Origin of the sequence: Bradyrhizobium sp. Tv2a-2 (genome assembly GCF_000472425.1) — a bacterium.
Classification (GTDB): domain Bacteria; phylum Pseudomonadota; class Alphaproteobacteria; order Rhizobiales; family Xanthobacteraceae; genus Bradyrhizobium.
In genome coordinates this window covers 284,807-310,514 of sequence record NZ_AXAI01000008.1, presented here as the reverse complement: position 1 = coordinate 310,514, position 25,708 = coordinate 284,807, and the positions used below count along the sequence as shown (strand labels likewise).

Genomic DNA, 25,708 nt, shown 5'->3' with positions numbered 1-25,708 from the left:
GGGCATGACTGCTGCGGTCAATTGCGATTGATGAGGGGCATCCTTGACGGGTTTGCCTCGGCGGCATGTAATATGGTGACGGTGCGAAAAAAGCTTTAGCAACATCGGAAAGTGCACCGCCTGAGGACGTGGGACTTGGGTCGCATAACGAGCCACGAGCCGCCGGAGGCATAATTTGCTTCCTCAAATGATGAGGACACAATGGACAATAGCTTCTGGCAATTGACCCGGCGCAAATTCATCACCGACACGAGTGCCGCCGCTACCGCATCGGCGGTCGGGCTGCTCTCGGTTGGTGAAGCGTGGGGAGCAAGTTGGGATGCCGGCCCGCTCAACCATATCGTTCCGACCGCCAACCATGAGCGGTTCCTCGTAAAGACCTCGTTCAAGGCGCCGCTCAAGGGCGCGCCGCTGTTGTCGATCGATCGACGCTCCGTCACCGGTCAACGGACCGACGATGAGGGACGGTTCTGGCGCTTCGATGTTTCCGGCCTCGCGCCAGACAGGCAATACGAATTGCGGATCGTCGGTGCGGACGGTGCGCCCTTGTGTGACGCCTGGCCGCTGAAGACATTTCCCGCTCCCGGCACGAGACCGACAAGACTGCGCATCCTCTCCTATACTTGTGGCGGCGGCTTTGACGGGCCGTTGCTGAAGGACAAGACACTCTGGCTCGATATGACAGCCCGGCGACGCCTGCTCGCGCGCGGCATGGGTTTCCAACCCGATGTGGTCTTCGCAAATGGCGATCACATCTACTGGGATGTCAGGACGTGGCTCAACAAACCGTTCGCCGCATTCCTCCAGGAGAAGTTTTTGGCGCGTTTCGGCGGCGCCCTCGATATCTCGCTGCCGATGATGCACCCGCGCAACGCCGCGATTTTCCAGGCGGTGGCAGATTATCAGATAGCCGGCCTGTACGGCACGTCACTGCGGTCGACCCCGGCCTTCTTTGTCACCGACGACCACGACAACTTCGAAAATGACGAGTTCGATGAAGAGCTATCGACGATGCCGCCCAACAGCTATGGTCCGGCAGGGGTCGAGCAGACCCAGCACATGTACTACCCGGAGTTTCTGCCCGACGGAAACCGGCCGGACTGGTTGCCCGGAGGCGATCGGGCGAAGCTTGCTCCGGGAACCAACACCGGCTTCGGTGCCTTTCGCTACGGCAATTTGCTGGAAGCACTGATGTACGATTGTCGTCGCTGGGTCGACTACGCGGGAGATCACGCCAGGATGATTCCGCAATGGGTCGAAAACTGGATCGTCCAAAGAACCGCAGCCGAAGAAGATACGACGCATCTGCTGCACATTCCCTCGTTGCCGTTTTCCCATTCGGCCGGAAAACTCGGGGAGTGGTACCCGGACGTGGTCGACAATGGCGAGTTGACCATTGCCAAGGAAAAGCCGGGGTGGCAGCGGGGCTGGTTCGGCCAGCATCAGCGGCTCATCAAGGCGCTCTCGACACAGAAGCAGCGGTCCGCGGTCATTGTGCAGGGCGACTACCACGCGTCGGCCGTGACCCGAATCAAGCGCAGCGGCCCGCTTGTCCTCGATCGCCCAGTCCACACGATCACCACGGGTACGCTGGGTTCTGGCGATTACGCGTTCCCTTCCTTCTTTCACGGCATCAAGGCATCCAGTTCCGAGCTCATAGGCGCGGACGAGCAGCTCCCGGTGATCGAAAAGAATGGATTCACAATTATCGATGTGACGCCCGACAAGTTGACTCTCTCGCTGTTCACCTGGCGTCCGCCGCAGGATCCAGCGTTGATCGACACAATGGAGCCGACACTGATCTACGAAATTCCACGGAATTCCTAGGATGTCCGGAAGTGGCCCGGATGCGAAGTGACGGCGCAACGCGGCAATAGAGCCGGCATGGAGAGAATGATGTCGAGGCCTTACACAACACCGCTGTCACCACGTGGCTTGTCTTGCATCGCACCGCCGCCACCTTGGCACTACTCCGGCGACTTCCTGATGGTCGAGTTCTGGGCTGATCCGGCAGTCGTGGCTACGACATTGCCTGACGGGCTCACACCCGACCCCGCGGCTGCGGGCCATGCCACCGCGCTCTTCTTCGATTGGCAGTTCACCGGTGAAAACGATGAACTGCTGGACCCGGCACGCTATCAGTATCGCGAGTTTTTCATCCTCGTGGATGCGCTCCATGACGCAAGACCCATTGCGTTCTGTCCGTACATTTTCGTCGACAATGATTCTGCAATGATGCGCGGCCTGATTCAGGGCTTTCCCAAGCGTATCGGCGCCGTTCACGTCACCCGTACGTTTGCCGCAGCGAACCTGGCGGGTCCCCAGGTTGTTGCCGGAGCCCGCTTCGCCGCAACGGCATCGACGGCTGGCCAACGGCTGGCGCGTGCAGAGGTAAAGCTGACCGAGAAGGTGGAGAACTTATCGAAGCTCGGCCTGGGAAACCGGCCAATTGTCAATTTGCGTCATTTTCCACGCCTGGCTGCCGGCCAACATAATAATCCGGCAGTCCACGAGCTTGTGATCGCCACCACGGACAATACGCAGTTGGTTAATGTGTGGATGGGTGAAGGTCACCTTTCGCTGCCTGTCGCAGACGGCGAGGAGATCTCTGACCTGGCGCCAACGCGAGTTGGTGCGGGCTATAGGGGGTCAATGTCTTACACAGTGACGGATCTCAAAGCCCTGGAAACAACGCGTGCATAGGCCTCCACGGCCCCTCAATTTACCCACGCCCCCACCACTACTCGCATCCACCTCTCCCCACGAGATTTTTTGAAACTTTGTTTGAAACGCGCGAACCTTCACGCCGGGCGGATTCGCGCGGGCCGCATGCAGCCTCGCGCGACCGGGCGAGTATGCTTGCGCTCGCGGTTCCGCCGTGACATCGCAACAGTTGCATTTGCCATTTGACGTCCGCCTCAATCCCGTGGAAAGTCGAGCAGAAGCAAAAGACAATTCGAGAGGGATGTGATGGGCACAGTCGCAGCCCTGTCCACCGCGGATACGCGTTGCGCTTGGGAGGTGCGTCGTGGCCGTTGAGTCTCCGTTGGCACCCGCAAGTACTCCCCGCTTTCGATTTTCACTGACAAAGCCGACGCAGGAACAGATCGTGCTCTTGATCACGATCGCGCTCGTGATCGTCTTCGGGCTGACCTTGAACGGTTTTGCCACGCTCTCGAACCTGCTCAATCTGCTGCGCAGCATCTCGATCCTCGGAATCCTCGGACTTGGCATGGGGCTGATCGTGATCAGCCGCGGCATCGATTTGAGCGAGGTTGCGATCATGGCCGGGAGCTGGTCGATTGCGCTGATTGAGATGCAGCACGGCATGCCGATCGGTTGGGCCTGCATGATCGCACTCGGCCTTGCCGTAACGATCGGCGTCGTGAACGGCGTGATGGTCGCCTTTGTCGAAGCGCCTGCCTTGTTTGTGACGCTGGCGGCAGGCTTCGTCATCTACGGCCTCGCCTTCTGGTTCGCACCCGCCTGGGTGGTTTACGCGCCGAAGGATGCCCCGGCGCTGATGTTTCTCGGCGCCGGCCGGCTGTTCGGTGTGCCGGTGCCGATCTTCGTGTTCGCAGTCGCAGCGTTGATCATCCATCTGTTCCTCTCGCGGACCTCGATCGGCCGCTTCATCTATGCGCAAGGCGACAATCCGGAGGCTGCGCGTCTGTCCGGCATCGCGTTGCGACCCCTGATGGTGCTCGAGCATGTGATCGTGGCGCTCCTTGCCTGGATCGCCGGGCTGGTCTGGATTGGCACGACGGGCAGCATGCAGATGGCGATCACGCAAGGAACGATGATCTTCGATGTCGTCCTGGTGGTCGTGATCGGAGGCATCAGCCTCGTCGGCGGCCGCGGCGGCGTCTTCAGCGTGGTGGTGGGCTGTGTCCTGATCGGGACGCTGCTGAACGCATTTACCATCATGGACGTCAACAGCGAGGTGCAGAATATCATCAAGGGAATCGTGCTGCTCGCTGCGATCGTGCTCGATAACTTTCTGCATCCGCGCGACGAGGAGACCGCCCGTCAAGGAGACTGAGAGCAGACCAAGGGGAGACTTAGGGCAGACCGAAAATCAAGAAAAGCCCGGCCGACCGGAGCAATCGAAACGCTTCAAATCAAAAGCACAGGGAGGAGTTCATGACAATCAGGTGGAAATGGTTGGCGGTCGTCGCCGGCCTGACGTTGGCGGCATTGCCGCTGGTGACGAAGGCACAGGAGGAAGGCGGCACCAAGACCGCGCGCGAACTGCGCACCGACTACGACAAGGCGCTCAAGGGCAAGACCATCGCATACCTGCCGATCGCGCTCGGCGTGCCGCTATCCGACGAATGGGGCCGCGTCGTGCAGGAGGAAGCCGAATGGCGCGGAATGAAATATGTGGTGCGCGATCCCAACAATAACCCCTCGGCCATGCAGCAGGCGCTGACCGCGCTGGTCGACCAGAAGCCGGACGTGCTGATCGTGCAGAACCCCAGCGTTACGCTACTGATGAAAGATCTGAAGCGCGCCGAAAGCCAGGGCACCCATGTCATCCAGATCAACATGTCCTCCAACTACAAGTCAGGCGCCTTCGTCGGCGCCGATTGGAACGAAGTCGGGCGGCTGTTGGCACAGGACGTCGTCAAGGAGTGCGGCACCGGCTCGGGCAAATCGGGCAAGGTCCAGATCATTCAGGGCGAACTGACCGCTGCCGCCAGCGTTGACCAGGTCGCAGGCATCATGGAAGTCTTCAACAAGGATCCGGCCATCAAGGTCGTTTCCAACCAGGCCGCGAACTGGGACGCCAACACTGCGCTCAACACCACCGCGACCGTGATTCAACAGCATCCGGACCTTTGCGCCAGCGTCGGCTTCTGGGGCATCATGGAATCAGGCGCGGCGCAAGCGATCCGCAACGCGGGCAAGATCGACCAGGTCAAGGTCTATGCGTCGGGCGAAGGCTCCCAGCTCGACTGCGACCAGGTCAATCAGGGCAATTTCTACAAGTTCCTGAGCTACAAGGCGACCGAACAAGGCCACGACCTGATGTTCGCCGCCGAGACGCTTTTGGAATCCGGCGATAAGCCAGGCACCAAACACCTCGAGTTCTATACCCGTCCGATCTGGCTCGATAAAAGCAACGCCAGCGGCGCGAACTGTTTTGCGCTGCCCAAGAAATAGCGGCTCGACACGACAAGCCAGCCCGCGCGCCCTGCGGGCTGGCTTCTTTCGCTCTAGCAGGTGATCATCGATGTCGATGGCGGTGGATTCGTTTTCTGCATCTGTCAGGCGCTTTTCGCCGCGCCTGCTCTTGTCGGAACTCCTCCTCAAACAGTGGTTCGAGCCGGTCATCCCCTTCACGGTGATGATCTGCCTGTGGCTGTATTTTGCGCTGACAGTTCCCGACTATGCGACCGTGCAGAACACACTGTCGCTGTTGCGGCTGTTTGCCGAGTTCGGTTTCGTGGCGCTCGCCATGGGATTCTGCCTGATCTCCGGCGGCATCGATCTGAGCGTTGGCGCGATCTTCGCCTTCTGTAATTTCTCCGCGCTCTATTTTCTTTATGTCGCGGAGCTGCCGGTCGGACTAGCGATCCCGGCAACACTGGCGGTCGGCGCGGCACTTGGCAGCATCAACGGCTTTTTGATCGGCTTCTTGAAGACGCGGCCGTTCCTGACCACGCTGGTCACGCTGATTATCCTGCGCGCCTCCGTCAACCTGCTTAACACAAGCTACGCCCAGGTATTTGCGACCAACTCGGTCGACAGCGACGCCTGGGATTTTCTCGGCGTCGGCAGCGTGCTCGGCATTCCCATCAATGCCGCAACACTGTTCGTGGTGCTTTTGGTTTGCCACATCTTCCTGTCGCGTTCGCGCTACGGCTGGCACCTCACCGCAATCGGCGCGAGCAGGAAGGCCGCACGGCACGCGGGCATCCGCGTCCGGCTGATCCTGTTCTTCACCTATATGCTGTCAGGCATGCTGTGCGCGGCAAGCGGCATCTTCTATGCCGCGCGGCAATCCTCAACGGACTCAACGACCGGCGTAGGCTGGGAGTTTCAGGCACTGACCGCGGTCGTGCTCGGCGGCGTGTCGCTTGCGGGCGGCAAAGGCACGGTTTGGCGCGCCATGATCGGCGCGTTGATCATCTTCCTGCTGATCAACGGCCTGGTGCGGATGGGCATCCCGGGCTACGTCACCTCGGCCGTGATCGGCATCATCCTGCTCGCGGCCGTTGGCATCGACGTCAAATGGGCGAAGAACCGCGGCAAGGCGATCCAGAAGATTTATGTCAATCCGGCCTTCGTGGCGTTTGCGCCCGCGCCTTCGGTGCAGCCGGGCTCGGGCTCGGCTTATGCGCAGAACGACAGGCTGATCAAAGCGCAGGCCATCGGACTCGACCAGGTCGAGGGTCCGGAAGACGTCATCCTCGACCGGCAGGACCGCCTCTATGGCTCGACGCGCGACGGCAACATCATCCGCTTCTCCGGTCCCAATCTTGAGACGCGCGAGGTATTTGCCCATATCGGCGGCCGGCCACTCGGCATGCAGTTCGACAGGGACGAGAATCTGATCGTCGCCGTCGCCGGCATGGGCGTCTATGGCGTCAAGCCCAACGGCGAGGTGTTCAAGGTCACCGACGAGACCAATCGCACCTGGTACAAGCTGAACGACGATTCCCGCCTGCGCATGGCTGACGATCTCGACATCGGCCCCGACGGCAAGATCTATTTTTCCGACTGCACCACGCGCTACGAGATGACGACCAACACGCTCGACATTCTCGAGGCGCGCCCAAATGGGCGCATGGTCTGCTACGATCCCGCCACCAAGACCACGCGTACCATCATCAATCATTTTTATTTCCCGAACGGCGTCTGTGTCTCGCATGACGGCAAGTCGCTGCTGGTCGCCTCGACCTCGCTCTGCAAGATATTCAGGTACTGGCTCGAAGGCCCGAACGAGGGACGCACTGAGGTCCTGATCGACGAGCTGCCGGGCAACCCTGACAACATCAACCGCGCCTCCGACGGCAATTACTGGCTGGCGCTGGTCGGTATCCGCACGCCCACTTTCGACCTCGCCGCACGCAAGCCGGGCTTCCGCCTGCGCATGGTCAAACAGGTGCCGACCGACGAATGGCTGGCGCCGGCGCTCAATCACGGCTGCGTGCTCAAGTTCAACGAGCAGGGCGAAGCACTGGAATCCTGGTGGGACCCGACCGGCATCTCACACTCGACGCTGACCTCGATGCGCGAGCACAAGGGCTATCTCTATCTCGGCGGCCTCGAGAACAACCGCATCGGGCGCATCAAGCTAGACGGCGTCGACGAGGGCTGGAGCGGGTATGAGGCCTATTGGGGCGCGAAGAGCAGATTGAACAGGTGAGCGGCCGTGGGATTCCTTGATCATTTGATGCGGGACATCAGAAGCGTCATCAATCGTGATGGCGAGCAGAATGCGATCCCGCCCCTCGACGGCGCGCTGAGCCCGAACGACCGCCTGGAGGCCTGCACGGCGATCGGCGATCCCCTGCCCGGCCTCGACGATGTCGTGGCCGCGCCTGACGGTGCGCTGTTCGTCTCCGCGGGCAGGCGCGTGATCAAACTGTCGGGCCCGGGTTTTGTGAACCGTGCGCTGGTGTTCGAATTCGCCGGCGAGGCCGGCGGGCTGGCCCTCCATCCCGACGGGCGGCTACTGGTCTGCGTGGCAGGCCACGGATTGGCCGCGGTTGATCCCGCAAAGCCTGACCCGCACTGGCTTCGCAACTGTGACGGCCGCCCGCTGGCCGGCCTGTTATCAGTTGCGGCAGCGCCCGACGGCCGCATCTTTGCCGTGGAAGGCAGCTTCGCGCGCACGCCTGCCGAGTGGCGCCACGACCTGATGGAGAAGCGGCACAATGGCCGCCTGATCGTCTGTGGCGCGGCGCTGGACAGCGCCACAACCCTGCTGGGCGATCTGCATTATCCCTATGGGCTCGCAATCGAGAGCGGGCAGCTCTGGTTCACCGAAAGCTGGGCGCATCGCGTAAGCCGCATGCCGTTGCCGCGGAACGGCAGCGCAGCGCCGCAAACCGTGTTGCGCAACCTACCCGGCTATCCTGCGCGGCTGCAGGGCGACGGACGCGGCGGGTTCTACCTCGCCTTGTTCGCCCGACGCACCCATCTGATCGAGTTCGTCCTGAAGGAAGACGATTTCCGCAACGAGATGATCGCCAGCATGCCGCCGGACCATTGGGTAGCGCCGGCCTATTCTGGCGGTGCCGACTGTCTCGAGCCGATGCAGATCGGCGGCGTGAAGGCGCTCGGAATCCAGAAACCCTGGGCGCCGCCACGCTCCTACGGCCTGCTGGTGCATCTCGATGGCAATGGCGAGCCGACCTCCTCCATCCACAGCCGCGCCGGCGGCCGCTTCCATGGCATCACCTCCGCCTGCGCAACGTCGCAAGGCACCGTGATCGCCTCCCGCGGCGCGGGATGCCTGCTGCTCGAGCCGGGAGAGCTGCGATGAACGATACCGCAATCCTGTCGGAACCGGCGGCCGGTACCGGGCAAGCCCGCGAGCCTGTCCTCAAGGTCGTCAACGGCGCCAAGGTCTATGGCGGCGTCCATGCCATCGAGGGCGTCAGCTTCGACCTCTATCCGGGCGAGGTCCATGCGCTGGTCGGCGAAAACGGCGCCGGCAAGTCGACGCTCTGCAAGGCGATCGCCGGCGCGATCCGCCTGACCTCGGGTGAGATGTTCGTCGACGGCAAGCGCGTTGATTTCGAGCAGCCGCGCGATGCGCTTTCGGCCGGGATCTGCATGGTCTACCAGGAGACGAGCCTCGTGCCGACCATGACGGCGGCTCAGAACATCGAACTCGGCAATGAGAAGCTGCTGACGCGCTTCCGCACCCTCAACATCCAGGCGCAGCAGCTCCTGCAATCGCTCAACTTTCATGTCGACCCGGCAACGCCAGTTGCGCTGCTCGGCACCGCCAAGAAGCAGATGGTCGAGATCGCGCGCGCGATCTACAACAAGGCCCGCATCATCATCTTCGACGAGCCGACCGCGAGCCTGACACCCGAGGAGATCGTCCACTTCTTCCACCTCGTGCGCGATCTGCGCGCCCGCGGCGTCGCCATCATCTACATCAGCCACGCGCTGGAGGAATCGCTGCAGATCGCCGACCGCATCACCGTGCTGCGCGACGGTCGGCTCGTCATCACCGCGCCGGCGAAGACGCTGACGCGGGATGCCCTGGTGCAGAACATGGTCGGGCGCCAGGTCGCGCAAGCCGTTTATGGCCGCAGCGCCAGCAAGACGCATGAGCGCCGTGAGAAGGTGCTGACGGTCGAGAACGTCACCATGGGGATGGTGGTGAAGAACATGTCGTTCTCGGTCTATGCCGGCGAAGTTGTCGGCGTCGCTGGGCTGATCGGCTCGGGGCGAACCGAGATCGCCAAGATCATCTTCGGCGCACTCAAGCGCAACCTCGTCAATGGCGGCACCATCCGGCTGCGCGGAAAGCCGATCCGCTACCGCGTGCCGCGCCAAGCGATCGACGACGGCATCGCTTACATCACCGAGGACCGCAAGGCCAACGGCTTCTTCGAGACCATGATTGTCGACGACAATGTCTATATCGGCAGCCTCGCGACGCGCGCCGGTTTCAGCTTCCTGCTCTCGCGGGCGCGACGCTCAAAACTTGCGAATTACTGGGTCGAGCGTCTCAAGATCAATGCCCTGCAGCGGAAGGCGCGCATCGTCGAGTTGTCCGGCGGCAACCAGCAGAAGGTCGTGCTGGCCAAATCGCTGGTCCAGGAGCCTACGATCATCATCTTTGACGAGCCGACCCGCGGCGTCGATGTCGGAACCATCCCGCATATCCATGCCGAGATCAGACGGCTCGCCGACGAGGGCAAGGCGGTGGTGGTGATCTCATCCTATCTGCCGGAGATCCTTGCGGTCTCTGATCGCATCCTGGTCGCGCGCACCGGCCGCATCGTCGCCGAGTTCGATGCGGCGGAAGCAACCCAGGACAAAATCCTGTATGCGGCAGTGCATTGACAAGTGTTTCACCGTTGCAGCTTGTCTATCCCTTTGTCCACCAGTTGAGCGGACTCGTTCCTTGTGAAGTGAGACCCACGATCGGATAGCAATCTGCGCCTCCCATGGCTGCTTCTGGCCCTTCCGCGACACGTTGGTGAGGTCAAATGTCCGTTTTGCGCCGCCAGAAGCCACCCTCCCCGCCGAGACGCATCTTCACCCCAATCCGACGCCGGCCGCCGAACAGGGGCAGGCCGAGAAGCCTCGGCGGTTGTTACCGGCAGCGTCCTATGACACGATCTATCTGCCGAGTTATTATGACTTCCAGAAGCCCTATGCCGCGCCAGAAATATGCCTGGGAAAAGCTGTCGGACGAGCAATTGCTCAAGCAACGCCTCAGCAGTTTGAGGGTTGCGGTCGAAGACACTTGGCTCGAGGATTGTCTCAGCGCTCTCTATGAAGAGCTCGAAGGGCGGGGCATCCGGCTCCGGCCACACGCGTGGATATCGAGCGAATGGTTCAGTCCGGCAAACGTGCCCGGCATTGCCATCCCGTTCTATCTCGCCCATCCCCGCCTGATGAAAATCGAGAAGAAAATGATGCTCGACGTCGAGGGCGGCACTTGGTCCGAGTGCATGGCCATTCTCCGTCATGAGGCGGGCCATGCCGTGCAGCACGCCTACCAGCTGCAACGCCGCCGGCGTTGGCAGCAGCTGTTCGGACCGTCCTCGAAACACTACCCGCGCTACTACCGTCCCAATCCGGCCAGCCGGCGTTATGTCCAGCATCTTCGCCTCTGGTACGCGCAGAGCCATCCCGACGAGGATTTCGCCGAGACTTTCGCGGTGTGGCTGCGGCCGCGCTCGAACTGGCGGACGCGCTATGCCGGTTGGCCAGCGCTGAAGAAACTCGAATATGTCGACGAGCTGATGGAAGAGATCGCCGGGAAGCGCCCGCCAATAATGACGCGGGAGCGTGTCGATCCCCTGCGTGAGCTGAGTCAAACGCTTGGCGAACACTACCAAAAAAAACAGGACTTCTACACCTTCAAACCACCCAAAACTTACGACCGCGACCTCTCCCGGCTCTTTTCCGCCAATCCACGGCACCGCAGGCAACAACCGGCCTCGGTCTTCATCAGGCGGCACCGCGCTCAAATCAGGCAGCTGGTTGCGCGGTGGACGGGCGAGAACCAACTTACGCTTGATGCTGTGCTTGACGACATGATCTCCCGCTGCCGCGAGCTCGATTTGCGTGCCGTCGGCTCCGACCGGAAGCTTGTGATCAACTTCACCATCCTGCTGACCGCCAAGACCATGCACGCGTTGTTCGGTCCGTCGCGGCGCAAATGGATCGCATTATGAGACGCCTGCGCGTTCTTGTGCTGATGCATCCGGACTTCATGCCGCCGGACTCTACCGACGGATACACCGCGCGGCAAATCAATGAATGGAAAACAGAATACGACGTCGTAAGCACCTTGCGCGCATCCGGCCATGACGTTCGCCCGCTCGGCGTGCAGGAGGAAATCAAGCCGGTCCGCGACGAGATCGAGGGGTTCAAGCCGCATGTGGTATTCACGCTGCTGGAGCAGTTTCATAATGAGGTCGTGTATGACCAGCACGTAGCAAGCTATCTCGAGCTGATCCAGATCCCGTATACCGGGTGCAACCCGCGTGGCCTGATCTTGGCGCGCGGCAAGGACCTGTCCAAGACGTTGGTGCACTACCGCCGGATCGCGGTGCCGGCCTTCGCCGTGTTCCCGATGCGCCGCAAGGTCAAGCGGCCAGCGCGTCTTGCGCTGCCACTGATCGTCAAGAGCCTGAACGAGGATGGATCCCGCGGCATCTCGCAGGCATCCGTCGTCGATACGGACGAGAAGCTCGCAGAGCGCGTCGCCTTCATTCACGAGCGGATCGGAACTGCCGCCATTGCCGAGCAGTATATAGATGGCCGTGAGCTCTATGTCGGTGTGCTCGGCAACAATCGGCTGCGCGTGCTGCCGGTTTGGGAATTGAAATTCGGCACCATGGGCGACCAGGGTGCACGGCTCATAGCCACCGAGAAAGTCAAACACGATCCCGAGTATCAGGAGCGCGTCGGAATTGTAGATGGGCCTGCCCAGGATCTTGCGCCGGAGGTATCCGCCCGTATTCAGCGAATAGCGAAACGCATTTACCGAACATTGGAGCTCGATGGATACGCGCGTATCGACTTTCGCCTCTCTGCCGACGGCACTTTGTATTTCATTGAAGCGAACCCCAATCCAGAAATCGCGAAGAGCCAGGAGTTCGCTACAGCGGCTCGGCATGACGGACTAGACTACCCCGACCTGCTGCATCGCATTTTGACACTCGGAATAAGCCGGGCAAAATCGGGCGTATCCGCGGGCTGAAAGGCAACGCGAGACGGGCGTGCCGGAAACCCGTTTCATGTGTCGCCTATTGGCCCTCCTGACACATACGGACCTGACCGAACGTTCGCTTTGCGCCTGCCCCTTCCAAGTCGCGCGTTGACCACAGCGGACATGCCGACCCTTCCGATTGGTCTCTGCTTCCGGGGGAGACCGGACATCGCGAGGTAAACCACCACTTCCGCCGAACTGACCATAGCCTGAAATTTTCGAACCCAGCCGGCTCCGCTGCTGTTCGAATATTACTCACGCGACAAATTCCGCACCTCGTGAACATAAAATATTTGACGCGCTGAATTTTCTCTGCATTTAGATTATGAGTTTCGTTGCGGGTGAGATCGCCTGCACTCTTGAGGACCGAATGCACAACGCACGCACACACATTGCAGAGACTGCCGCCCGCGTCCGGCCGCTTATCCGGCTGGCCGATTGGTCGTGCGTGTCCGTGATGACGTGGGGCCTGAATTTTGAGCTCGAAGCGGGCTTGATCCGCAAAGCAAGAGTGTAACTCTCGGCGCAGGGCCGCTCCCTCCGCCGTACCGGCAGGAGGGCAAGATGAACGCCCGCAACAACATCAAGAGACCTTCCGATCAGAGCTTGGGCGCGAGGCTTGTGCGGGCAGCGGCTCAACTGCGATTTGCCGCGCGGGTTGATTTTCTCGTGGCTCGCTGGCTCGAGCGCTGCGCAACGAACGCCGAGGCCGCACAACGATTGTTCATCACCGACCGGAGACCCACACGTGAGATTGAGATGGGCGTGAGCCCTGTCGTTTCATCTCCACGTTGGGATGAGTCCCAAGGACGGAGGCAGGCGGCGGGTGGATAGCATCAAGTCATAGAGAGATGCTGCCCGCATGCCAGCCTCCGTTACTCTATTGCGGATCACCAGTGTTGACGTGATGCATCCTCACGGCAAGACTCCCAACCCCAGGCTTTAATGTCGGCTCGTCACGAACCGGACCTGACCGACTGATCTGACGGCTCTGCTTACGCGGGCAAAGCAGACCTCTCGGTTACAAGTACTTCATGCCACAACCGCGCCTTCGCACTCGAACGCGGCGCGGTGTTCCGTGAAGGCGCGACGCGCCGCTCCCGACCGATCCCAACTACCGGAAACGGATTCCATGGCTGTGAGGCGACGCGCCCGCGGAGTCGCGCACAGCGCCCGCCGCTCTGGGGCGCTTTCTGGATCGCAAGGCGTGCTTGCATGCGCCCCGGAGGTGGGCTCTTATCAGCCCGCTGGCGGATTCGGGAAGTTTCGCCTTCGGCTTTCTTGCCAGACGATGCCCAGGGCGCACATTCGGACCAATGCACTGGTATACGGCTATATTGCTGCTGGTTGGCCTCGTTTGCGGCTTGCAGCTTCGTCTATTGGCATTCGCGCTGCTGCTTATCGTACCAATCGTCATTGCTATTGCGGCCTGCGATCATTGGGATAGCACCATCTATTGGCAAATGGCGCTGGACATGGTGGTAGCTGCAGTCGTGCTGCAGATTGGCTACGTGCTCGGCGTGCTCAGTCAAATTGTGTTCAGACGTCTATCGCCTGGTAAAGTGTCGTCTTCTTCAGAAAACAAATGAATCCAGGCGCAGTGCCGGATAACGGTGCTGTTGTAGGATCACCTTGCGCTAGAGATCCGTTGATCGCCCGTCGTAGCAGCCCCCCGCTACCCCCCGCAGCACTGGCCGGTCGCAGTCGCATCAACCTTCTTCGGTGCAATCAAGATCGGTCGCTGGCTCTCCGCGTCTGCCATACCTCCGGCTGTCTGATCAAGATCGCAAGGCGCTGCCTCGCCAGATTTTTGCCACACATCGGATCATCCCGTAAGGTCGATTATATTATCACGGCGCCTAGCTTTGGAACTCGGTCGGGTCCAAAACGTTCAAAGTTGAACCCATGATGTTGCGGCAGATTTCAAACTGAGGAATGCCCCGAAAGCCGGTACGTAAGCAGGACGGACCGTCTGCCCATGAAAGACATCATCGATCACATTTATGAAGCTGCTGCCGACCCCGACCTTTGGCCCGGCCTACTGGATCTCATAGCGGCCAGGGCTGGAGCCGTCGGAAGTGCCCTGTGTTCCGTCGGCGAGCATGGAACGCGCTGGACCGCCTCGCCGACCATCGCGCCGGTTTTTTCTGAGTATGTGAAGGATGGTTGGATCAGGCGGGATCCGCGCATCGCGCGCGCGGCTGCGCTGAGTCATGTCGGCTTTCTGAGTGATTACAATCTGTTCACGCCGGAGGAAATTGAGCGGGATTCCATCTACGGATATTTGCGAGGAAAAGGTCTCGGATGGTGGGCGGGGACGGTCCTAACGGCCCCCGCGGGAGGCCTGCTGGCGCTGACCATCGACCGCGCATTTGAACGCGGGCCGATCGAGGACTCCGTGATTTGCGAACTGAACCTGCTCCGGCCTCATCTCGCCCGGGCCGTCCTGCTGTCGGCACGATTTGGCCTGCAGCGAGCACGAGGTGCGGCAGAAGCGTTCACCAATTTTGGCCGACCGGCCGCCGTTCTGTCACGCAAGCACACCCTCTTGGCGGCCAACTCCCGCTTCAATTCCCTCGTGCCCGAGGTTTTCCGCGACGGCCGCGATCGAGTCCACCTAGTTCCTTTGCGCGCTGACCGGCTTCTCGCCAACGCGCTTCGGGAGTTCGAGCTTGACGCAGCCGAGCAAGTTCGATCCCTGCCACTGCCGGCGTGCGGATCGCAGCCGCCCATGATCATCCACCTTGTTCCGGTCGGCACCGCGGAGCAAGACATCTTTGAAGTCGGTTCCTGCCTGCTCGCCGCCAGCGCCGTCGTGCCGTCCAGCGTCCCATCCGCCGACCTCATCCAGGGGCTCTTCGACCTCACGCCAGCCGAGGCTCGCGTTGCCTGCGGCATCGCTGCGGGAAAGACAGTGGATGCGCTCGCGTCCAATTTTGCAGTTTCGTCCGGAACAATTCGGGTTCAACTCCGATCGGTATTCGAGAAGACGGCAACGACGCGGCAAGCGCAGCTGGTGCAGTTGCTCGCCGAGTCCGGTCTTGCGAACGGTTGATCCGCGTGCGGACAAGCCCCGCGGCAGCGAAATCGCGACGGATATGCATCACAACTGCTTGAACTTATTTCAAACAGGGTAGGACCGCGGCTGGGTCTTCAGAATTACTGCAAAAGACAACGCGGTGGTCGAGAGCTGATCATGCTTGACTGTCAAGTGAGGTCTAGCCTGACGGACGTCAGCTATACCCCCGCTGAAAGCAACATTGCAGGTACCTCTCGCGTTCATTCGGGCACGAGCATATCAGCACTTGATTCTACCGCGGAAGAGGTGAGCGCAGTAGCACCGCAGTGCCCAGTCGGTGGCGAAGTCAAACGAACCGTGGACCTCGCGGTGGCGCTTTCTGCCGCGGTTCTGCTCCTGCCTCTGTTCATCATGATCGCCCTCCTGGTCAAGCTATCCGACGGGGGCCCGGTGTTTTACGGTCACCGCCGGATTGGCATGAACTCGAAACCGTTCCTCTGTGTCAAATTCCGCACGATGGCGGTAAATAGTGACGACCTGCTGCGCAAACATCTCGATGCCTCGCCAGCTGCGGCGCTCGAATGGACACAAACACGCAAGCTGAAAGTGGATCCGCGAATTACTGCGGTCGGTGCAGTCTTGCGGCGCATGAGCGTCGACGAACTGCCGCAGGTCATCAACATTGTCCGCGGCGAAATGAGCATTGTCGGCCCGCGCCCGATCGTCAGCGACGAAGTCACCATGTACGGCCAGGACGCGGAATACTACTTCCGCGCGCGGCCAGGCCTCACCGGCGCGTGGCAAGTGAGCGGGCGCAATGACGCCTCCTATTCACAGCGCGTCGCTCTGGATCGCGACTATGTGCAGAATTGGACTCTGTGGCGCGACATCACAATTATCGCGAAGACCGTCCCGGCCGTGGTTTGGGCGAAAGGGACATATTAGGTGATGTGTTAGGTGATGTGCGTATAAGCCGCCGTGGCGTTTCGCGGACATGGAGTCATCCGCGATCCCACAAATCACTGCCGGTCGGGTCCCCCGCGCAACCAGCGGAAACCCTGCTTGCGCGAGACGGCGCCGACCGCCAATACCCACCAACTGCGGCAGAGGCGATCGGTCGCAGCCTTGGTCTACGCGGCTTCCACCCTCAACTCGTTTCGATAGACCTGCCTTTCGACCCACTCGTACGTCTTCGCCAAGCCGTCCCGCAACGCCATCGACGGCCTCCAACCAAGCCGTTCCTTGATCAACCGATTGTCTGAATTCCGTCCCCGAACACCCAGCGGACCCGCGATGTGCTTCTTGCGGATTCTTTTCCCGGCGATGTCGGCAACGAGATCCACCAATTGATTTATTGTGACCATTTCCTCCGATCCAATATTCACTGGCCCCTCAAACCCCGATCGAGCCAACCGGATGGTCCCCTCGAGACATTCATCGATATAAAGGAACGACCGCGTCTGCATTCCGTCACCCCAGATCTCGATCTCGCCGTTGTTCGCTGCTCTTGCGACTTTCCGACAGACCGCAGCCGGCGCCTTCTCCTTTCCCCCCTCCCAAGTTCCTTCCGGGCCAAAGATGTTGTGGTATCGCGCCACTCTGTTCGTCATTCCGTAATTTCGATTGTAGGCTACATACAGCCGCTCCGAAAACAGCTTCTCCCAACCGTATTCGCTGTCCGGTGCCGCCGGGTAGGCCGACTCCTCCGAACAGACGGGATTATCCGGATCCGTTTGATTGTAGGCGGGATAGATGCACGCCGACGAGGAATAGAACACTTTTCTGACATTTCGCTTACGACAGGCGTCCAGCATGTTCAAATTGATGCTCGCCGAATTGTGCATGACGTCGGCATCGTGTTCGCCGGTGAAGATATATCCGGCGCCTCCCATATCGGCTGCGAGCTGATAGACCTCGTCGAAACGGCCGTCCACTATTTGCCTGCAGACGAGCGGATCGCGCAGGTCGCCGACCACAAAATCGTCCGCCGCGGTTTCCGAGTAGCAAGGAAACTTGAGATCCACGCCCCGCACCCAATACTCTTCGCGCTTAAGCCGACTTACCAGATGACTTCCAATGAATCCGCCGGCACCACAAACCAGCGCGGAGCGTTTCGTCTCATTGCCCATTGAGGCTGTCTCCCTGGTTAGACTTGCTCGAGCTCACGTCGAGCAAACAAAAACACCCGCTCGAACCTATTTGCCACTTCTGAAATCTCGTATGTCCGCTCGGCATATGTCCTGCCGCGTTGCGCGGCCCGACGCCTGAGCCCGGCATCACGTTGCAGCCTGTCGGCGGCGCAGATGAATGCCGGGATATCGGTCGGATCGACGACGATGCCCGCCTCCTCGCGCGCGACGACCTGCGCGGCGGGATTATCCGCAGGGGCGGCCAGCAGAATCGCGCGTCCTGCGCACATGTACGACTGGACTTTGGACGGGACGGAAAACGCACCTGCCTCCCGTTCCAGAACGGCAACCGCAACATCCGCCGCCGCGAGAACCTGGCCGAGCTCCGCCACCGGTTGAGGCGGCAGCAAGATGAGATTGTCCAGACCTTCACTGCGTCTTGCGCTCGCGAGACGCTCGGTCCCGATGCCTTGGCTCACGACCACGACCATTGCGGAGCCCTTCGTCCTGCGAGCAAGCTCGATGAGCAGGCGCGGATTATGCTTAAGAGCCAAGGTTCCCGCGTAGACGAAGTTGAAGGTGTCGACGAGGCCGTGATGTCGCACCCATTCATTGTCCTTGCGGTCCGGTCGGATGGCGTTCATCGCGCCCCAGTTTTCTATCGTGAACACCTTCTCTTCGGCCCTGGTCCAATTCACCACGACCGACCGAAACTGTTCAGCGATCGTAACGATCGCGTTCGCCTGGCGGAGTTGGCGGCGCTCCAGCAAACGATAATATTCGCCAACCGCCGCTCCAAAGAGGCCCAGCTTCTTCTTCAAAAGCTGCGCAACGGCTACACTGTAAAAGTCCTGAAGCCAATAAACGAAGCCGCAGGGTACTGCGCGACAGGCTTTGACGATCCGCTCCTGAGCCTCCGTTGGTGTATTGCCGGAGATCACGAGGTCCGGTTTCTCCCGTCCGATCAACTCTGCGATCTTGCGACCATAGGTAACATCGTCGAATCTGCGTCTGAGGAGGGATCCTTTTTCATAGCGCCGACCGATGCCGACGGATGCGAAGGACAGCTGCGGGGGGTCGTCCGTCCTGCGGGCAAGCTCTCCCTTTGGACCTTGATCATCCGCGAAGAATGCGTGGACGATGTCATGCCCGCGCTTCGCAAGCTCTCGGCTGAGCTCGACCTGGAATGGATGACCTGCATAGTCGTGAACGACCAATTTCATCGATTGCGTTACCTTCCATCCGGCACGGTCTTCTCGCACCTTGTGAGCGCGTCGCGTCTCCATCAACCCTCGTGTGACTGGAACCCGTCGAGCAACACCTGAGCGCTCTTCTCCCAAGAGAATGCAGCGGCACAAGCCGCAGAGAACGAGCTCATCCGGCGCCGCAACAGCGGTGCCGGGATCGCCGCCAGTTCTGTGGCAACCCTCACAACATCGCGTGCATGAGTGATACGCCGGACAAAGAAGGCAGAGTCCGGAATCTGGGCAAAATCGGCCGACAGGTCGGAATAGGACAACACGATGCAGTTCTGCGAAACATAGTACTGAGCCTTCAGCTTGAATCCCGATTCGAACCGGTCGAGAACCAGTCCGATGCGGATTGCGTCAGCATCCGCCACCATCGGCCCACTCTCGATAGGCGGCTCCAACTCGGGAAGAGCACCATCGACCGCGACCTTGATCGGCGTCTGCACTGACGCCAGCTCGCGAGAGAATGCCGCCAGATCTCGCCGTTTTGGGAACCAGTCGTATGTCCCCGAAATCACCATCTCTGGCCGAAATGCCGCATTCGAAGACAGCTTCAGGCGCGACGGCATTCCCGGGGGCGTATACAAGACCGACCCTGAGCGCAGGCCGCGCACGAACGCTTCATCCCTCCGAGAGAGCACCGCGACCGCAATGAAAGGCCAATATTGCGCATAGAGGCTCCTCTCCCAGCGTGCCGCGGTCCAGACGAACGGCCGGGCTGCCGGATTTCGCGGGAATATTGCGCGAAGCGAACAACTGGTGATGTTGTGCAGGACCGGAATGACAGGAAGATGCAGACCGGCCGCAAGCCCGTCAAAAAACTCTCGGGAGCAGATTGCGGCCTCGCAGCCGTGCGCAGCATCGGTTATCCGCTGGTGGTTGTCTTCGGACTCAAAAGCAGCCCGATAATGCGGAATGCCCCGCAGATAGTTGCTGAACTGCGCAACCCTCCGAACGGGACGCGGCGCCACGTGTCTAACCTCAACACCGCCCGCCCGCAGCGCTTGGATCATTCGAGCGTCGAATACTTCGTTGCCCGCATTACCGCTTGTCAATGGGGTCCCGATCCATAGCACACGCATCAGCCGCCGGCTCCAGGGAGGGTCATCTGCTTGCCCAGGCGTCGGCCAGCCATGATGCGTCACTCCGCGCTCGCACTCGCGTACGGGAGGCCGCATTCGCACCGGTTACAACGAGCCTCAGCGTCTCTCTGCCCTTTTTGCAATGGCACCGATCAAAACGTCCTGCGCTTCTCGCCACGATTCGAATCCACCCCGCCCCCTCAAGATCGTCTCCGCCATGATACTTGCCGCTGCGCCGCCAAACGATCCGGCGACGAAGGCGAGTGAAAGGAAGAGCAGCTTCTGCGGGAATACCGCCCTGATGGGGACCGTCGCGGCCTGCACGACCTTCACGTTTGCCAGCTTCTGGCTCTCGTCCCAGTCGGCATCCATTCGGGCCTGTGCTGATTGGTTCAGGTGCGTCTTGAGAATCTCTGCCGCCTGATCCACGGCGCTTTTCAGCCTTTCGAATTCGGCTCTTGCGGCTGACAGGTTAGCCAGCCTCTGTCCAATATTTGAAAGTGCCTTCTCCTGCGCATGCTCAAGCGCGCGCAATCCGACCATTTCCGCATTGAGAGTGACCAACGACTGTGCGGTCTCCTGGAACACGCGCACCAGCAGTAGTGGCGATTCATTCGCCGGGATTTTGTTGTCGCTCCCCATGTTGCTGTCAGCGGGCAGCTCATGCTTCGGTCCTGTTATCTCGCCGGGGAGTGCGATACGCCGCCGCAGCTGGACCACCGTATTTTGCAGCGTCGCCGCCTGCGCCTCCTTGTCCGCAATCGAGCCTCGTGTCTTGGCCAACGAATCAATCGTCTCATCCCGGCGCGCGAGAGCGAGTTCAACCTCCTGCGAAATCGAGTAAATCGAATGCGTCCCCGCAAACTCGTGCCACTTTGCTGAGGCGCGGTCGTAATCGTCTCGGTACCGCGCCGCCTGCTCTTGAAAGAACGAAGACGCCGCCGCGTTACCGCTGATATCAACGTGCCGTCGGAAAAATGCGTCGACAACAAGGGTCAGGAATTGCCCGGCTCGCTTCGGGTCTTCATCACGGAATCTGAGCTGCACAACCTTCGAGTCGCGTTCGACCGAAACGGACAGCCGCTTTCGAACGCTTAATAATGCGAGATCGATCGGTGAACCGTCAGTCGCCGAGGCAGAAGACAAGGCCCAGTCCTTAAACCACGCGATCAAACCCAGCAGCGGCCCACCGGCACCGGAAAGCTGGCTCCGTTCCGGGAGCAGGTTTTGCGGCCCGATGGACTCAATGGCTTGCCGCAGCACACCATCGCTCGCAATCACGTATGTCTCGGAGTTGATCTCGTAACGGAGCGCATCCGGAAACCGGGATTGGTGCGATCGGTCTTCCGAGATGATCAAGAGCGCTTCGGATTCGAACATCGGCGTCACGTACGCATAGGCCGCACCGAACCCAGCTGAAATCAGCAGGAACGCCAAGATGAAGGCGAACCGTCTTTTCCAGACAATCAAAAATAGAGCCGCTAGCGACATGTGATTGTTCGCCGGTGCCATGCCCTCCCCTTGTGGGCAAAAGCGGAGCCTCCGTCTTACCTCGTTTAATATAGATCAAGTAATAGTGATCCGCGCCGTCTCGACGCATCCCGTTTTGGGCCGGCTTGATGCAGCGCAGATTGCGGCAAGGCGCGCCGACCGCCGTTCCGGGTCCAGATCGGCCGACTCACAATCGCTTGAACGTATTGCAAACGGGGTACGACAGCGGTCACCGGATTCCGGAACTATGATCGCCGAACTATCGGAGAGAGAAACACGGAGGATACGGGTCGGACGGCGTGAGCTGTTCCGAGGGAGGCCGGCTTTGGCAACAGATGAAGCGACAGAGCCGCCGTCTGAATCATTCAACGAGAACGCATCATGTCGTTCATGACCAGTTCCACTGTGACGACATTGCGACGCATCGCGCGCCGCGTCGGTCTGGTCAAGGCGGCGATGCTGCTGCTGCGCTCTCTTGGGTATGAGCGGTTGCTGACCAAAGCGATGGCAGCGCGGTTGCTGCCTGGAGCATGCGTCTGGGACGTCGGCGCCAATGTCGGTCACTACACGAGATTGTTTTCGGAGTGCGTCGGTAGCTCGGGTCGGGTTTACGCCTTTGAACCCCTGCCGGTCACGGTCGCAAAGCTGACCGCTGCGGCCAGCGGCCTCGACAACGTCTCAATCCTGCCCGTCGCCCTGTCGGACCGCACCGGTAAAGCGGCCATCAATCCGGGAGACGGGGATCAACTCGCGACCGCGCGCATCGAGGAGCTCGGCGCGGTCCCCATTGAGCTCCAGACCGGCGACAACATGATCTTGATCGGGGCAGCCGACCTGCCCGCGATGGTGAAGATCGATGTCGAAGGCCACGAGTTCGAGGTGCTGCGCGGCATGCGGCGGGTTCTCTGCACTGGCAATCTGCGCGACATCTTTATTGAAGTTCACTTTGCGATCTTCGGAGCGACCGGCAGATCGGATAAGCCGGCCCTGATCGAGCGGCTGCTGTCCGACCACGACTTTAAACTGAGATGGATCGATCAATCGCACCTGCATGCATATCGATGAAACCGCACGGTATTGCTCCGAGCAGGACGCGATCGATCGCGCAAACTGGATGCCACTACGCTGCGAGTCACATCGCCGGCGCCTACGTCAGTGCTTTAACCAATTCAGTCATGCTGTCGCATCCTGGCCTACGGACAATCCGCGGAGAGACACAGTGACGAGCGATCGTGACCACGTTACGGATTCGGCGACGATTATCGTTACCGCCGCGGACTGCAATTATTTTCGATTCGCGCAGGATTTGATCAGATCGGTTCTTGCCCAAGCCGGACCGACCGTGACGCTGGGGTTCCTCGATCTCGGGCTTGCCGCCGACCAGCGGACATGGCTAGTCTCGCGCGGCGTTTGCGTGAGGCCACCGCATTCGCCCTTACACCCCGTCTCGCCGGATGAGGCAGCGTTAGGGAAAATGGGATATCTGGCTCGTCCTTTCCTCCGTGAAAATTTTCCGGGATACGAAACCTATGTCTGGCTCGATGCAGATACCTGGCTCCAGGATCGCTCGGCTCTTGACGCGCTGATCGCGGGCGCACGTACGACCGGCGCCGCCATGGTTCGCCAGGACGAGCGCGCATACAGGTTCTGGCTCTGGCAAGTCTGCTGGATCCACAAACATTCCGTGCTTGGCTACGGTGCCCTCAGAGGCATGTGGCTCGCATCCCGACCCATGATCAACAATGGCGTGTTCGCGCTGATGGTGAACGCCCCGCACTGGGAACGATGGCATCGCCATTATGACAGCGCTTTGGGTCGCACCGGCTTGGCGGTCCCACACGATCAGTTCGGACTGAATGCCGCCGTTTATTTCGATCGACTGCCCACTGCCTTTCTGCCCGCCACCGCCAACTGGATCTGTGACCTCGCAACGCCGATGTGGAACGACGACCTCGGCAAGCTATGCGTGCCTTATCTTCCGTTCGATCCGATCTCCATCATCCATCTTGCGGGACCGGCCAAGCGAAACACGTTCGATGTCTGCCGTACCCGCGGTGGCAGCATTCGCCGCGCGCTTCGCTACGGGGCATCCGAAATGCCCGGCAAGGCGCCATCGGCCCGAAGTGAAACGACGGTGAATGAGTAACCGCGCCCTGAAAAAATCGCACGTGACTTGGGTGATGGCCGACACGGTCGTCACCGCGGGCCTCTCGATCGGAACGCTGCTGATCGTGGCGCGCTTTGTCGGGCCTGAGGACTTCGGCAAGGCCGGGATTATCCTCGGAGGGACCCAACTCGCAAATCTCTTTGTCGAGGGCCTGTTTCATGACGCGCTGATCCAGCGTCGCGACATGAGCCCAAGCCTCGTGGGCGCGGCTTTGGCCTTCGTCGTGATCCTAGCGATGGCCCTGTTCACGCTGGCTGCGGGACTCTTCGCCATCGTTCCCAACATGCTGGGAGCGGAGCAGCACTGGCTGGTAATCGGCGCGCTCTTCTCACTGCTCTTCAACGGACCGATCGGCGTCTCGAACGCCATTTTGCGGAGGGAGTTCGATTTCGCCACCGTGGCCCGCGCTTCGGCGGTTGGAAAATTGCTGGGCTGTGCGGTCGCCATAGCGATCGCGGCCATGGGAGGAGGCGCGTTCAGTTTCATCTGGCAGTACACCGCCGGCGCGATTTTCCATTGCGCGCTGATCGTGCCGTCAGCGTTAGGGCGGCTGAAAGTAAACTTTCGATTCGGCTCGCTCGGTCCCCTCCTTCGATTCGCGATGCCGTACGCGCTGATGCACTTGCTGGTGGCAGCACGGCTTCAATGCTTCATGCTCGTGGTCGCAGCTTTGCTTGGCCTGCGCACCGCTGGCTTCATCAACGTAGCTTTCCGATTCACCACAACGACGCAGGTGATACTGACCACCGCATTCAACAATTTGACGTTCCCGCTGCTCGCGGCGCAGCAGGACGCCTCGCACCCCGATCTCGTGAAGGCTTTCCAGATTTCCACCAAATTGATCACCGTCGGCGCGTTGCCCGCTTTCGTCGGCCTCTCGCTTGTGGCAGGCGATTTCATTCCGGTTGCGATGGGCCCCAATTGGTACGCCACGGTCCCGCTCGTTGCCGTTCTCGCTGCCGGCGCCGCTATTTCCTTCTTGCGGTTGTCGAGTTCGTTCTTGCTGCGGGCCCTTGGGCATGTGCGCTTTTCTTTTTGGAATGCGACGTTTCATTTGATCTTCATACTGGTCGCAATCCTCCTGCTCCGGCCGGCAAGAGCTCTCGACATGGTGTTCTTCTGGATTATTCCGACCATCATTCAGTTGCCGGCCACCTGGGCCATCGTCTGGTACGTGGGACGCATCGGATTAAAACGCCAAATCGCCCCGGTGATCCCGGCCGTCGTTGGAACGGCAGTCATGGCAGCAGTTGTTCTCGCATTGTCACATCTTGTCGCCGATCAGGCGGCGCCCGTCCGCCTCGCCGTAAAGATCCTGGCCGGAGGCATCGCCTATGGACTATGCCTGCTCATTCTCGATCAGGACATTCGTCGCATCTTCGCACAGTTACTGCCGCAGCCTTTCAGTTCGCTCACCACGTCCGGTCGAACGGCGCATCCGACGGAGGCTCTGCTGCATGATCAACGGCATTGAGATATCGACGCTCAACGAGCAATACCGGACCGCGGCTCATCATTCGATCAAGATGCCCGTCGCGGAAGCGGTGGCGCTATCGAGACTGCTGGCGCGACGCATCGTCGAGCACGCCGGCAAACCCGACATCGTCGTGGGTCTTGCGAACGGCGCTCTCTTGACGACCGCGATCTGCGGCGAGGAACTCGGGATCCCAGCTCGGATCGTCATGGTGCGCAGGTTGGGCAGCCGCTACAAGCAAGGGCTGCTCCGCCTCAAGGAACTCTTGCATATTCCCACCTCGTTCATCATGACCAGGCCCGTCCGTTATTTGTCCTCCAGATTCGAAAAAAGCTTCAGCAAGCTGGAAACGGCAGAACAGTCGTTCGGCTTCCTGGTTCGCGGGCTACATGTCGCCGTCGTAGACGACTGCATCGTCTCGGGCCGATCGATTCAGCACGTGGCCGATCGAATGCACGCTCAAGGTGCCGCGCGAGTGACGATCGCAGCGATCTGCTGGACCGAGGAAGAGTATGGGGGGTCCATGAAACAGGGGCCGGACGTCTATCTCCACCGAAAGATCCAGTGGTACCCTTGGTCGAACAATAGCCCCCACCGGAATCGTTATCTGGCTTGGCTCGCCGAGCGGAGTCTCCCGCCGTGGAGGTGAGCCACTGCCTCCTTGTCGATTTGGAC

20 protein-coding genes are annotated in these 25,708 nt (G+C 60.5%); 16 read left to right on the top strand and 4 right to left on the bottom strand.

Translation table 11 applies throughout. The features are described from left to right. The first annotated feature begins 201 nt into the window (after window positions 1-201). The 12 genes from A3AI_RS0119460 (at window position 202) to A3AI_RS0119400 (ending at window position 16,385) form a co-directional block, all read left to right on the top strand. Entirely contained in the window at window positions 202-1,827 is a 1,626-nt protein-coding gene (locus A3AI_RS0119460) for a hypothetical protein (protein ID WP_024517172.1), read from the top strand. Between the two features lie 57 nt (window positions 1,828-1,884). Next, the gene (locus tag A3AI_RS0119455; RefSeq protein ID WP_349509692.1) at window positions 1,885-2,703 is read left to right on the top strand and encodes an acetoacetate decarboxylase family protein; all 819 of its coding nucleotides are present in this window, start codon (window positions 1,885-1,887) and stop codon (window positions 2,701-2,703) included. A gap of 406 nt (window positions 2,704-3,109) precedes the next feature. Further along, window positions 3,110-4,042 (top strand): ABC transporter permease, encoded by a 933-nt coding sequence (locus tag A3AI_RS0119450; RefSeq protein WP_245286920.1) that lies wholly within the window; start codon window positions 3,110-3,112, stop codon window positions 4,040-4,042. Between the two features lie 101 nt (window positions 4,043-4,143). Further along, window positions 4,144-5,166, top strand: coding sequence for a sugar ABC transporter substrate-binding protein (locus tag A3AI_RS0119445; RefSeq protein ID WP_024517169.1), 1,023 nt, complete (start codon window positions 4,144-4,146; stop codon window positions 5,164-5,166). 70 nt (window positions 5,167-5,236) lie between these two features. Continuing rightward, on the top strand, window positions 5,237-7,375 hold the full coding sequence (locus A3AI_RS0119440) for an ABC transporter permease (protein WP_084800969.1): 2,139 nt from the start codon (window positions 5,237-5,239) through the stop codon (window positions 7,373-7,375). A 6-nt stretch (window positions 7,376-7,381) separates the two neighbouring features. Then, window positions 7,382-8,497, top strand: a complete 1,116-nt coding sequence (locus A3AI_RS0119435; protein WP_024517167.1) for an SMP-30/gluconolactonase/LRE family protein — start codon at window positions 7,382-7,384, stop codon at window positions 8,495-8,497. Then, the gene (locus A3AI_RS0119430) at window positions 8,494-10,038 is read left to right on the top strand and encodes a sugar ABC transporter ATP-binding protein (RefSeq protein ID WP_024517166.1); all 1,545 of its coding nucleotides are present in this window, start codon (window positions 8,494-8,496) and stop codon (window positions 10,036-10,038) included. Before A3AI_RS0119435 ends, A3AI_RS0119430 begins: the two co-directional genes overlap by 4 nt. A 296-nt stretch (window positions 10,039-10,334) precedes the next feature. Then, the gene (locus A3AI_RS0119425) at window positions 10,335-11,381 is read left to right on the top strand and encodes a putative zinc-binding metallopeptidase (RefSeq protein ID WP_245286919.1); all 1,047 of its coding nucleotides are present in this window, start codon (window positions 10,335-10,337) and stop codon (window positions 11,379-11,381) included. Further along, window positions 11,378-12,412 carry a D-alanine--D-alanine ligase family protein gene (locus A3AI_RS0119420; RefSeq protein WP_024517164.1) on the top strand — a complete coding sequence of 345 codons (1,035 nt, stop codon included), beginning with the start codon at window positions 11,378-11,380 and terminating at the stop codon, window positions 12,410-12,412. Before A3AI_RS0119425 ends, A3AI_RS0119420 begins: the two co-directional genes overlap by 4 nt. Before the next feature lie 1,325 nt (window positions 12,413-13,737). Beyond that, window positions 13,738-14,010, top strand: coding sequence for a hypothetical protein (locus A3AI_RS0119410; RefSeq protein WP_024517162.1), 273 nt, complete (start codon window positions 13,738-13,740; stop codon window positions 14,008-14,010). 389 nt (window positions 14,011-14,399) lie between these two features. Further along, a complete protein-coding gene (locus A3AI_RS0119405; protein ID WP_024517161.1) occupies window positions 14,400-15,476 on the top strand; it encodes a helix-turn-helix transcriptional regulator in 1,077 nt (358 codons plus the stop codon). Window positions 15,477-15,797: 321 nt separating this feature from the next. After that, window positions 15,798-16,385 (top strand): sugar transferase, encoded by a 588-nt coding sequence (locus A3AI_RS0119400; protein WP_024517160.1) that lies wholly within the window; start codon window positions 15,798-15,800, stop codon window positions 16,383-16,385. Between the two features lie 185 nt (window positions 16,386-16,570). On the opposite strand, the gene A3AI_RS0119395 is transcribed toward A3AI_RS0119400, so the two are convergent. From A3AI_RS0119395 to A3AI_RS0119380, 4 genes are all read right to left on the bottom strand, one after another. Continuing rightward, window positions 16,571-17,569 (bottom strand): NAD-dependent epimerase/dehydratase family protein, encoded by a 999-nt coding sequence (locus A3AI_RS0119395; RefSeq protein ID WP_024517159.1) that lies wholly within the window; start codon window positions 17,567-17,569, stop codon window positions 16,571-16,573. Between the two features lie 17 nt (window positions 17,570-17,586). Beyond that, window positions 17,587-18,792, bottom strand: a complete 1,206-nt coding sequence (locus tag A3AI_RS0119390) for a glycosyltransferase family 4 protein (RefSeq protein WP_024517158.1) — start codon at window positions 18,790-18,792, stop codon at window positions 17,587-17,589. 62 nt (window positions 18,793-18,854) lie between these two features. Then, window positions 18,855-19,832, bottom strand: a complete 978-nt coding sequence (locus A3AI_RS0119385; protein WP_024517157.1) for a hypothetical protein — start codon at window positions 19,830-19,832, stop codon at window positions 18,855-18,857. Between the two features lie 186 nt (window positions 19,833-20,018). After that, window positions 20,019-21,413 (bottom strand): GumC family protein, encoded by a 1,395-nt coding sequence (locus tag A3AI_RS0119380; protein ID WP_024517156.1) that lies wholly within the window; start codon window positions 21,411-21,413, stop codon window positions 20,019-20,021. 360 nt (window positions 21,414-21,773) lie between these two features. Here A3AI_RS0119380 and A3AI_RS45405 point away from each other — a divergent pair, with 360 nt between their 5' ends. The 4 genes from A3AI_RS45405 (at window position 21,774) to A3AI_RS0119360 (ending at window position 25,682) form a co-directional block, all read left to right on the top strand. Continuing rightward, window positions 21,774-22,457 carry an FkbM family methyltransferase gene (locus tag A3AI_RS45405; protein WP_024517155.1) on the top strand — a complete coding sequence of 228 codons (684 nt, stop codon included), beginning with the start codon at window positions 21,774-21,776 and terminating at the stop codon, window positions 22,455-22,457. Window positions 22,458-22,611: 154 nt separating this feature from the next. Continuing rightward, window positions 22,612-23,538 carry a hypothetical protein gene (locus A3AI_RS43140; RefSeq protein WP_036048731.1) on the top strand — a complete coding sequence of 309 codons (927 nt, stop codon included), beginning with the start codon at window positions 22,612-22,614 and terminating at the stop codon, window positions 23,536-23,538. Continuing rightward, complete coding sequence (locus tag A3AI_RS0119365; protein WP_084800966.1) at window positions 23,531-25,033, top strand: oligosaccharide flippase family protein; 1,503 nt, start codon at window positions 23,531-23,533, stop codon at window positions 25,031-25,033. Before A3AI_RS43140 ends, A3AI_RS0119365 begins: the two co-directional genes overlap by 8 nt. Further along, a complete protein-coding gene (locus A3AI_RS0119360; protein ID WP_024517152.1) occupies window positions 25,017-25,682 on the top strand; it encodes a phosphoribosyltransferase in 666 nt (221 codons plus the stop codon). The genes A3AI_RS0119365 and A3AI_RS0119360 overlap by 17 nt, the downstream gene beginning before the upstream one ends. Window positions 25,683-25,708: the final 26 nt, after the last annotated feature.

Bases quoted from the DNA above. Each gene is read 5' to 3' on its own strand.
- A3AI_RS0119390 (WP_024517158.1), bottom strand. From the start codon at position 18,792: ATGAAATTGGTCGTTCACGACTATGCAGGTCATCCATTCCAGGTCGAG.
- A3AI_RS0119405 (WP_024517161.1), top strand. From the start codon at position 14,400: ATGAAAGACATCATCGATCACATTTATGAAGCTGCTGCCGACCCCGAC.
- A3AI_RS0119410 (WP_024517162.1), top strand. From the start codon at position 13,738: ATGCACTGGTATACGGCTATATTGCTGCTGGTTGGCCTCGTTTGCGGC.
- A3AI_RS0119385 (WP_024517157.1), bottom strand. From the start codon at position 19,832: ATGATCCAAGCGCTGCGGGCGGGCGGTGTTGAGGTTAGACACGTGGCG.
- A3AI_RS0119425 (WP_245286919.1), top strand. From the start codon at position 10,335: ATGACTTCCAGAAGCCCTATGCCGCGCCAGAAATATGCCTGGGAAAAG.
- A3AI_RS0119445 (WP_024517169.1), top strand. From the start codon at position 4,144: ATGACAATCAGGTGGAAATGGTTGGCGGTCGTCGCCGGCCTGACGTTG.
- A3AI_RS0119430 (WP_024517166.1), top strand. From the start codon at position 8,494: ATGAACGATACCGCAATCCTGTCGGAACCGGCGGCCGGTACCGGGCAA.
- A3AI_RS0119365 (WP_084800966.1), top strand. From the start codon at position 23,531: ATGAGTAACCGCGCCCTGAAAAAATCGCACGTGACTTGGGTGATGGCC.
- A3AI_RS0119380 (WP_024517156.1), bottom strand. From the start codon at position 21,413: ATGGCACCGGCGAACAATCACATGTCGCTAGCGGCTCTATTTTTGATT.
- A3AI_RS0119420 (WP_024517164.1), top strand. From the start codon at position 11,378: ATGAGACGCCTGCGCGTTCTTGTGCTGATGCATCCGGACTTCATGCCG.
- A3AI_RS0119440 (WP_084800969.1), top strand. From the start codon at position 5,237: ATGTCGATGGCGGTGGATTCGTTTTCTGCATCTGTCAGGCGCTTTTCG.
- A3AI_RS45405 (WP_024517155.1), top strand. From the start codon at position 21,774: ATGTCGTTCATGACCAGTTCCACTGTGACGACATTGCGACGCATCGCG.
- A3AI_RS0119360 (WP_024517152.1), top strand. From the start codon at position 25,017: ATGATCAACGGCATTGAGATATCGACGCTCAACGAGCAATACCGGACC.
- A3AI_RS0119455 (WP_349509692.1), top strand. From the start codon at position 1,885: ATGGAGAGAATGATGTCGAGGCCTTACACAACACCGCTGTCACCACGT.
- A3AI_RS0119460 (WP_024517172.1), top strand. From the start codon at position 202: ATGGACAATAGCTTCTGGCAATTGACCCGGCGCAAATTCATCACCGAC.
- A3AI_RS0119395 (WP_024517159.1), bottom strand. From the start codon at position 17,569: ATGGGCAATGAGACGAAACGCTCCGCGCTGGTTTGTGGTGCCGGCGGA.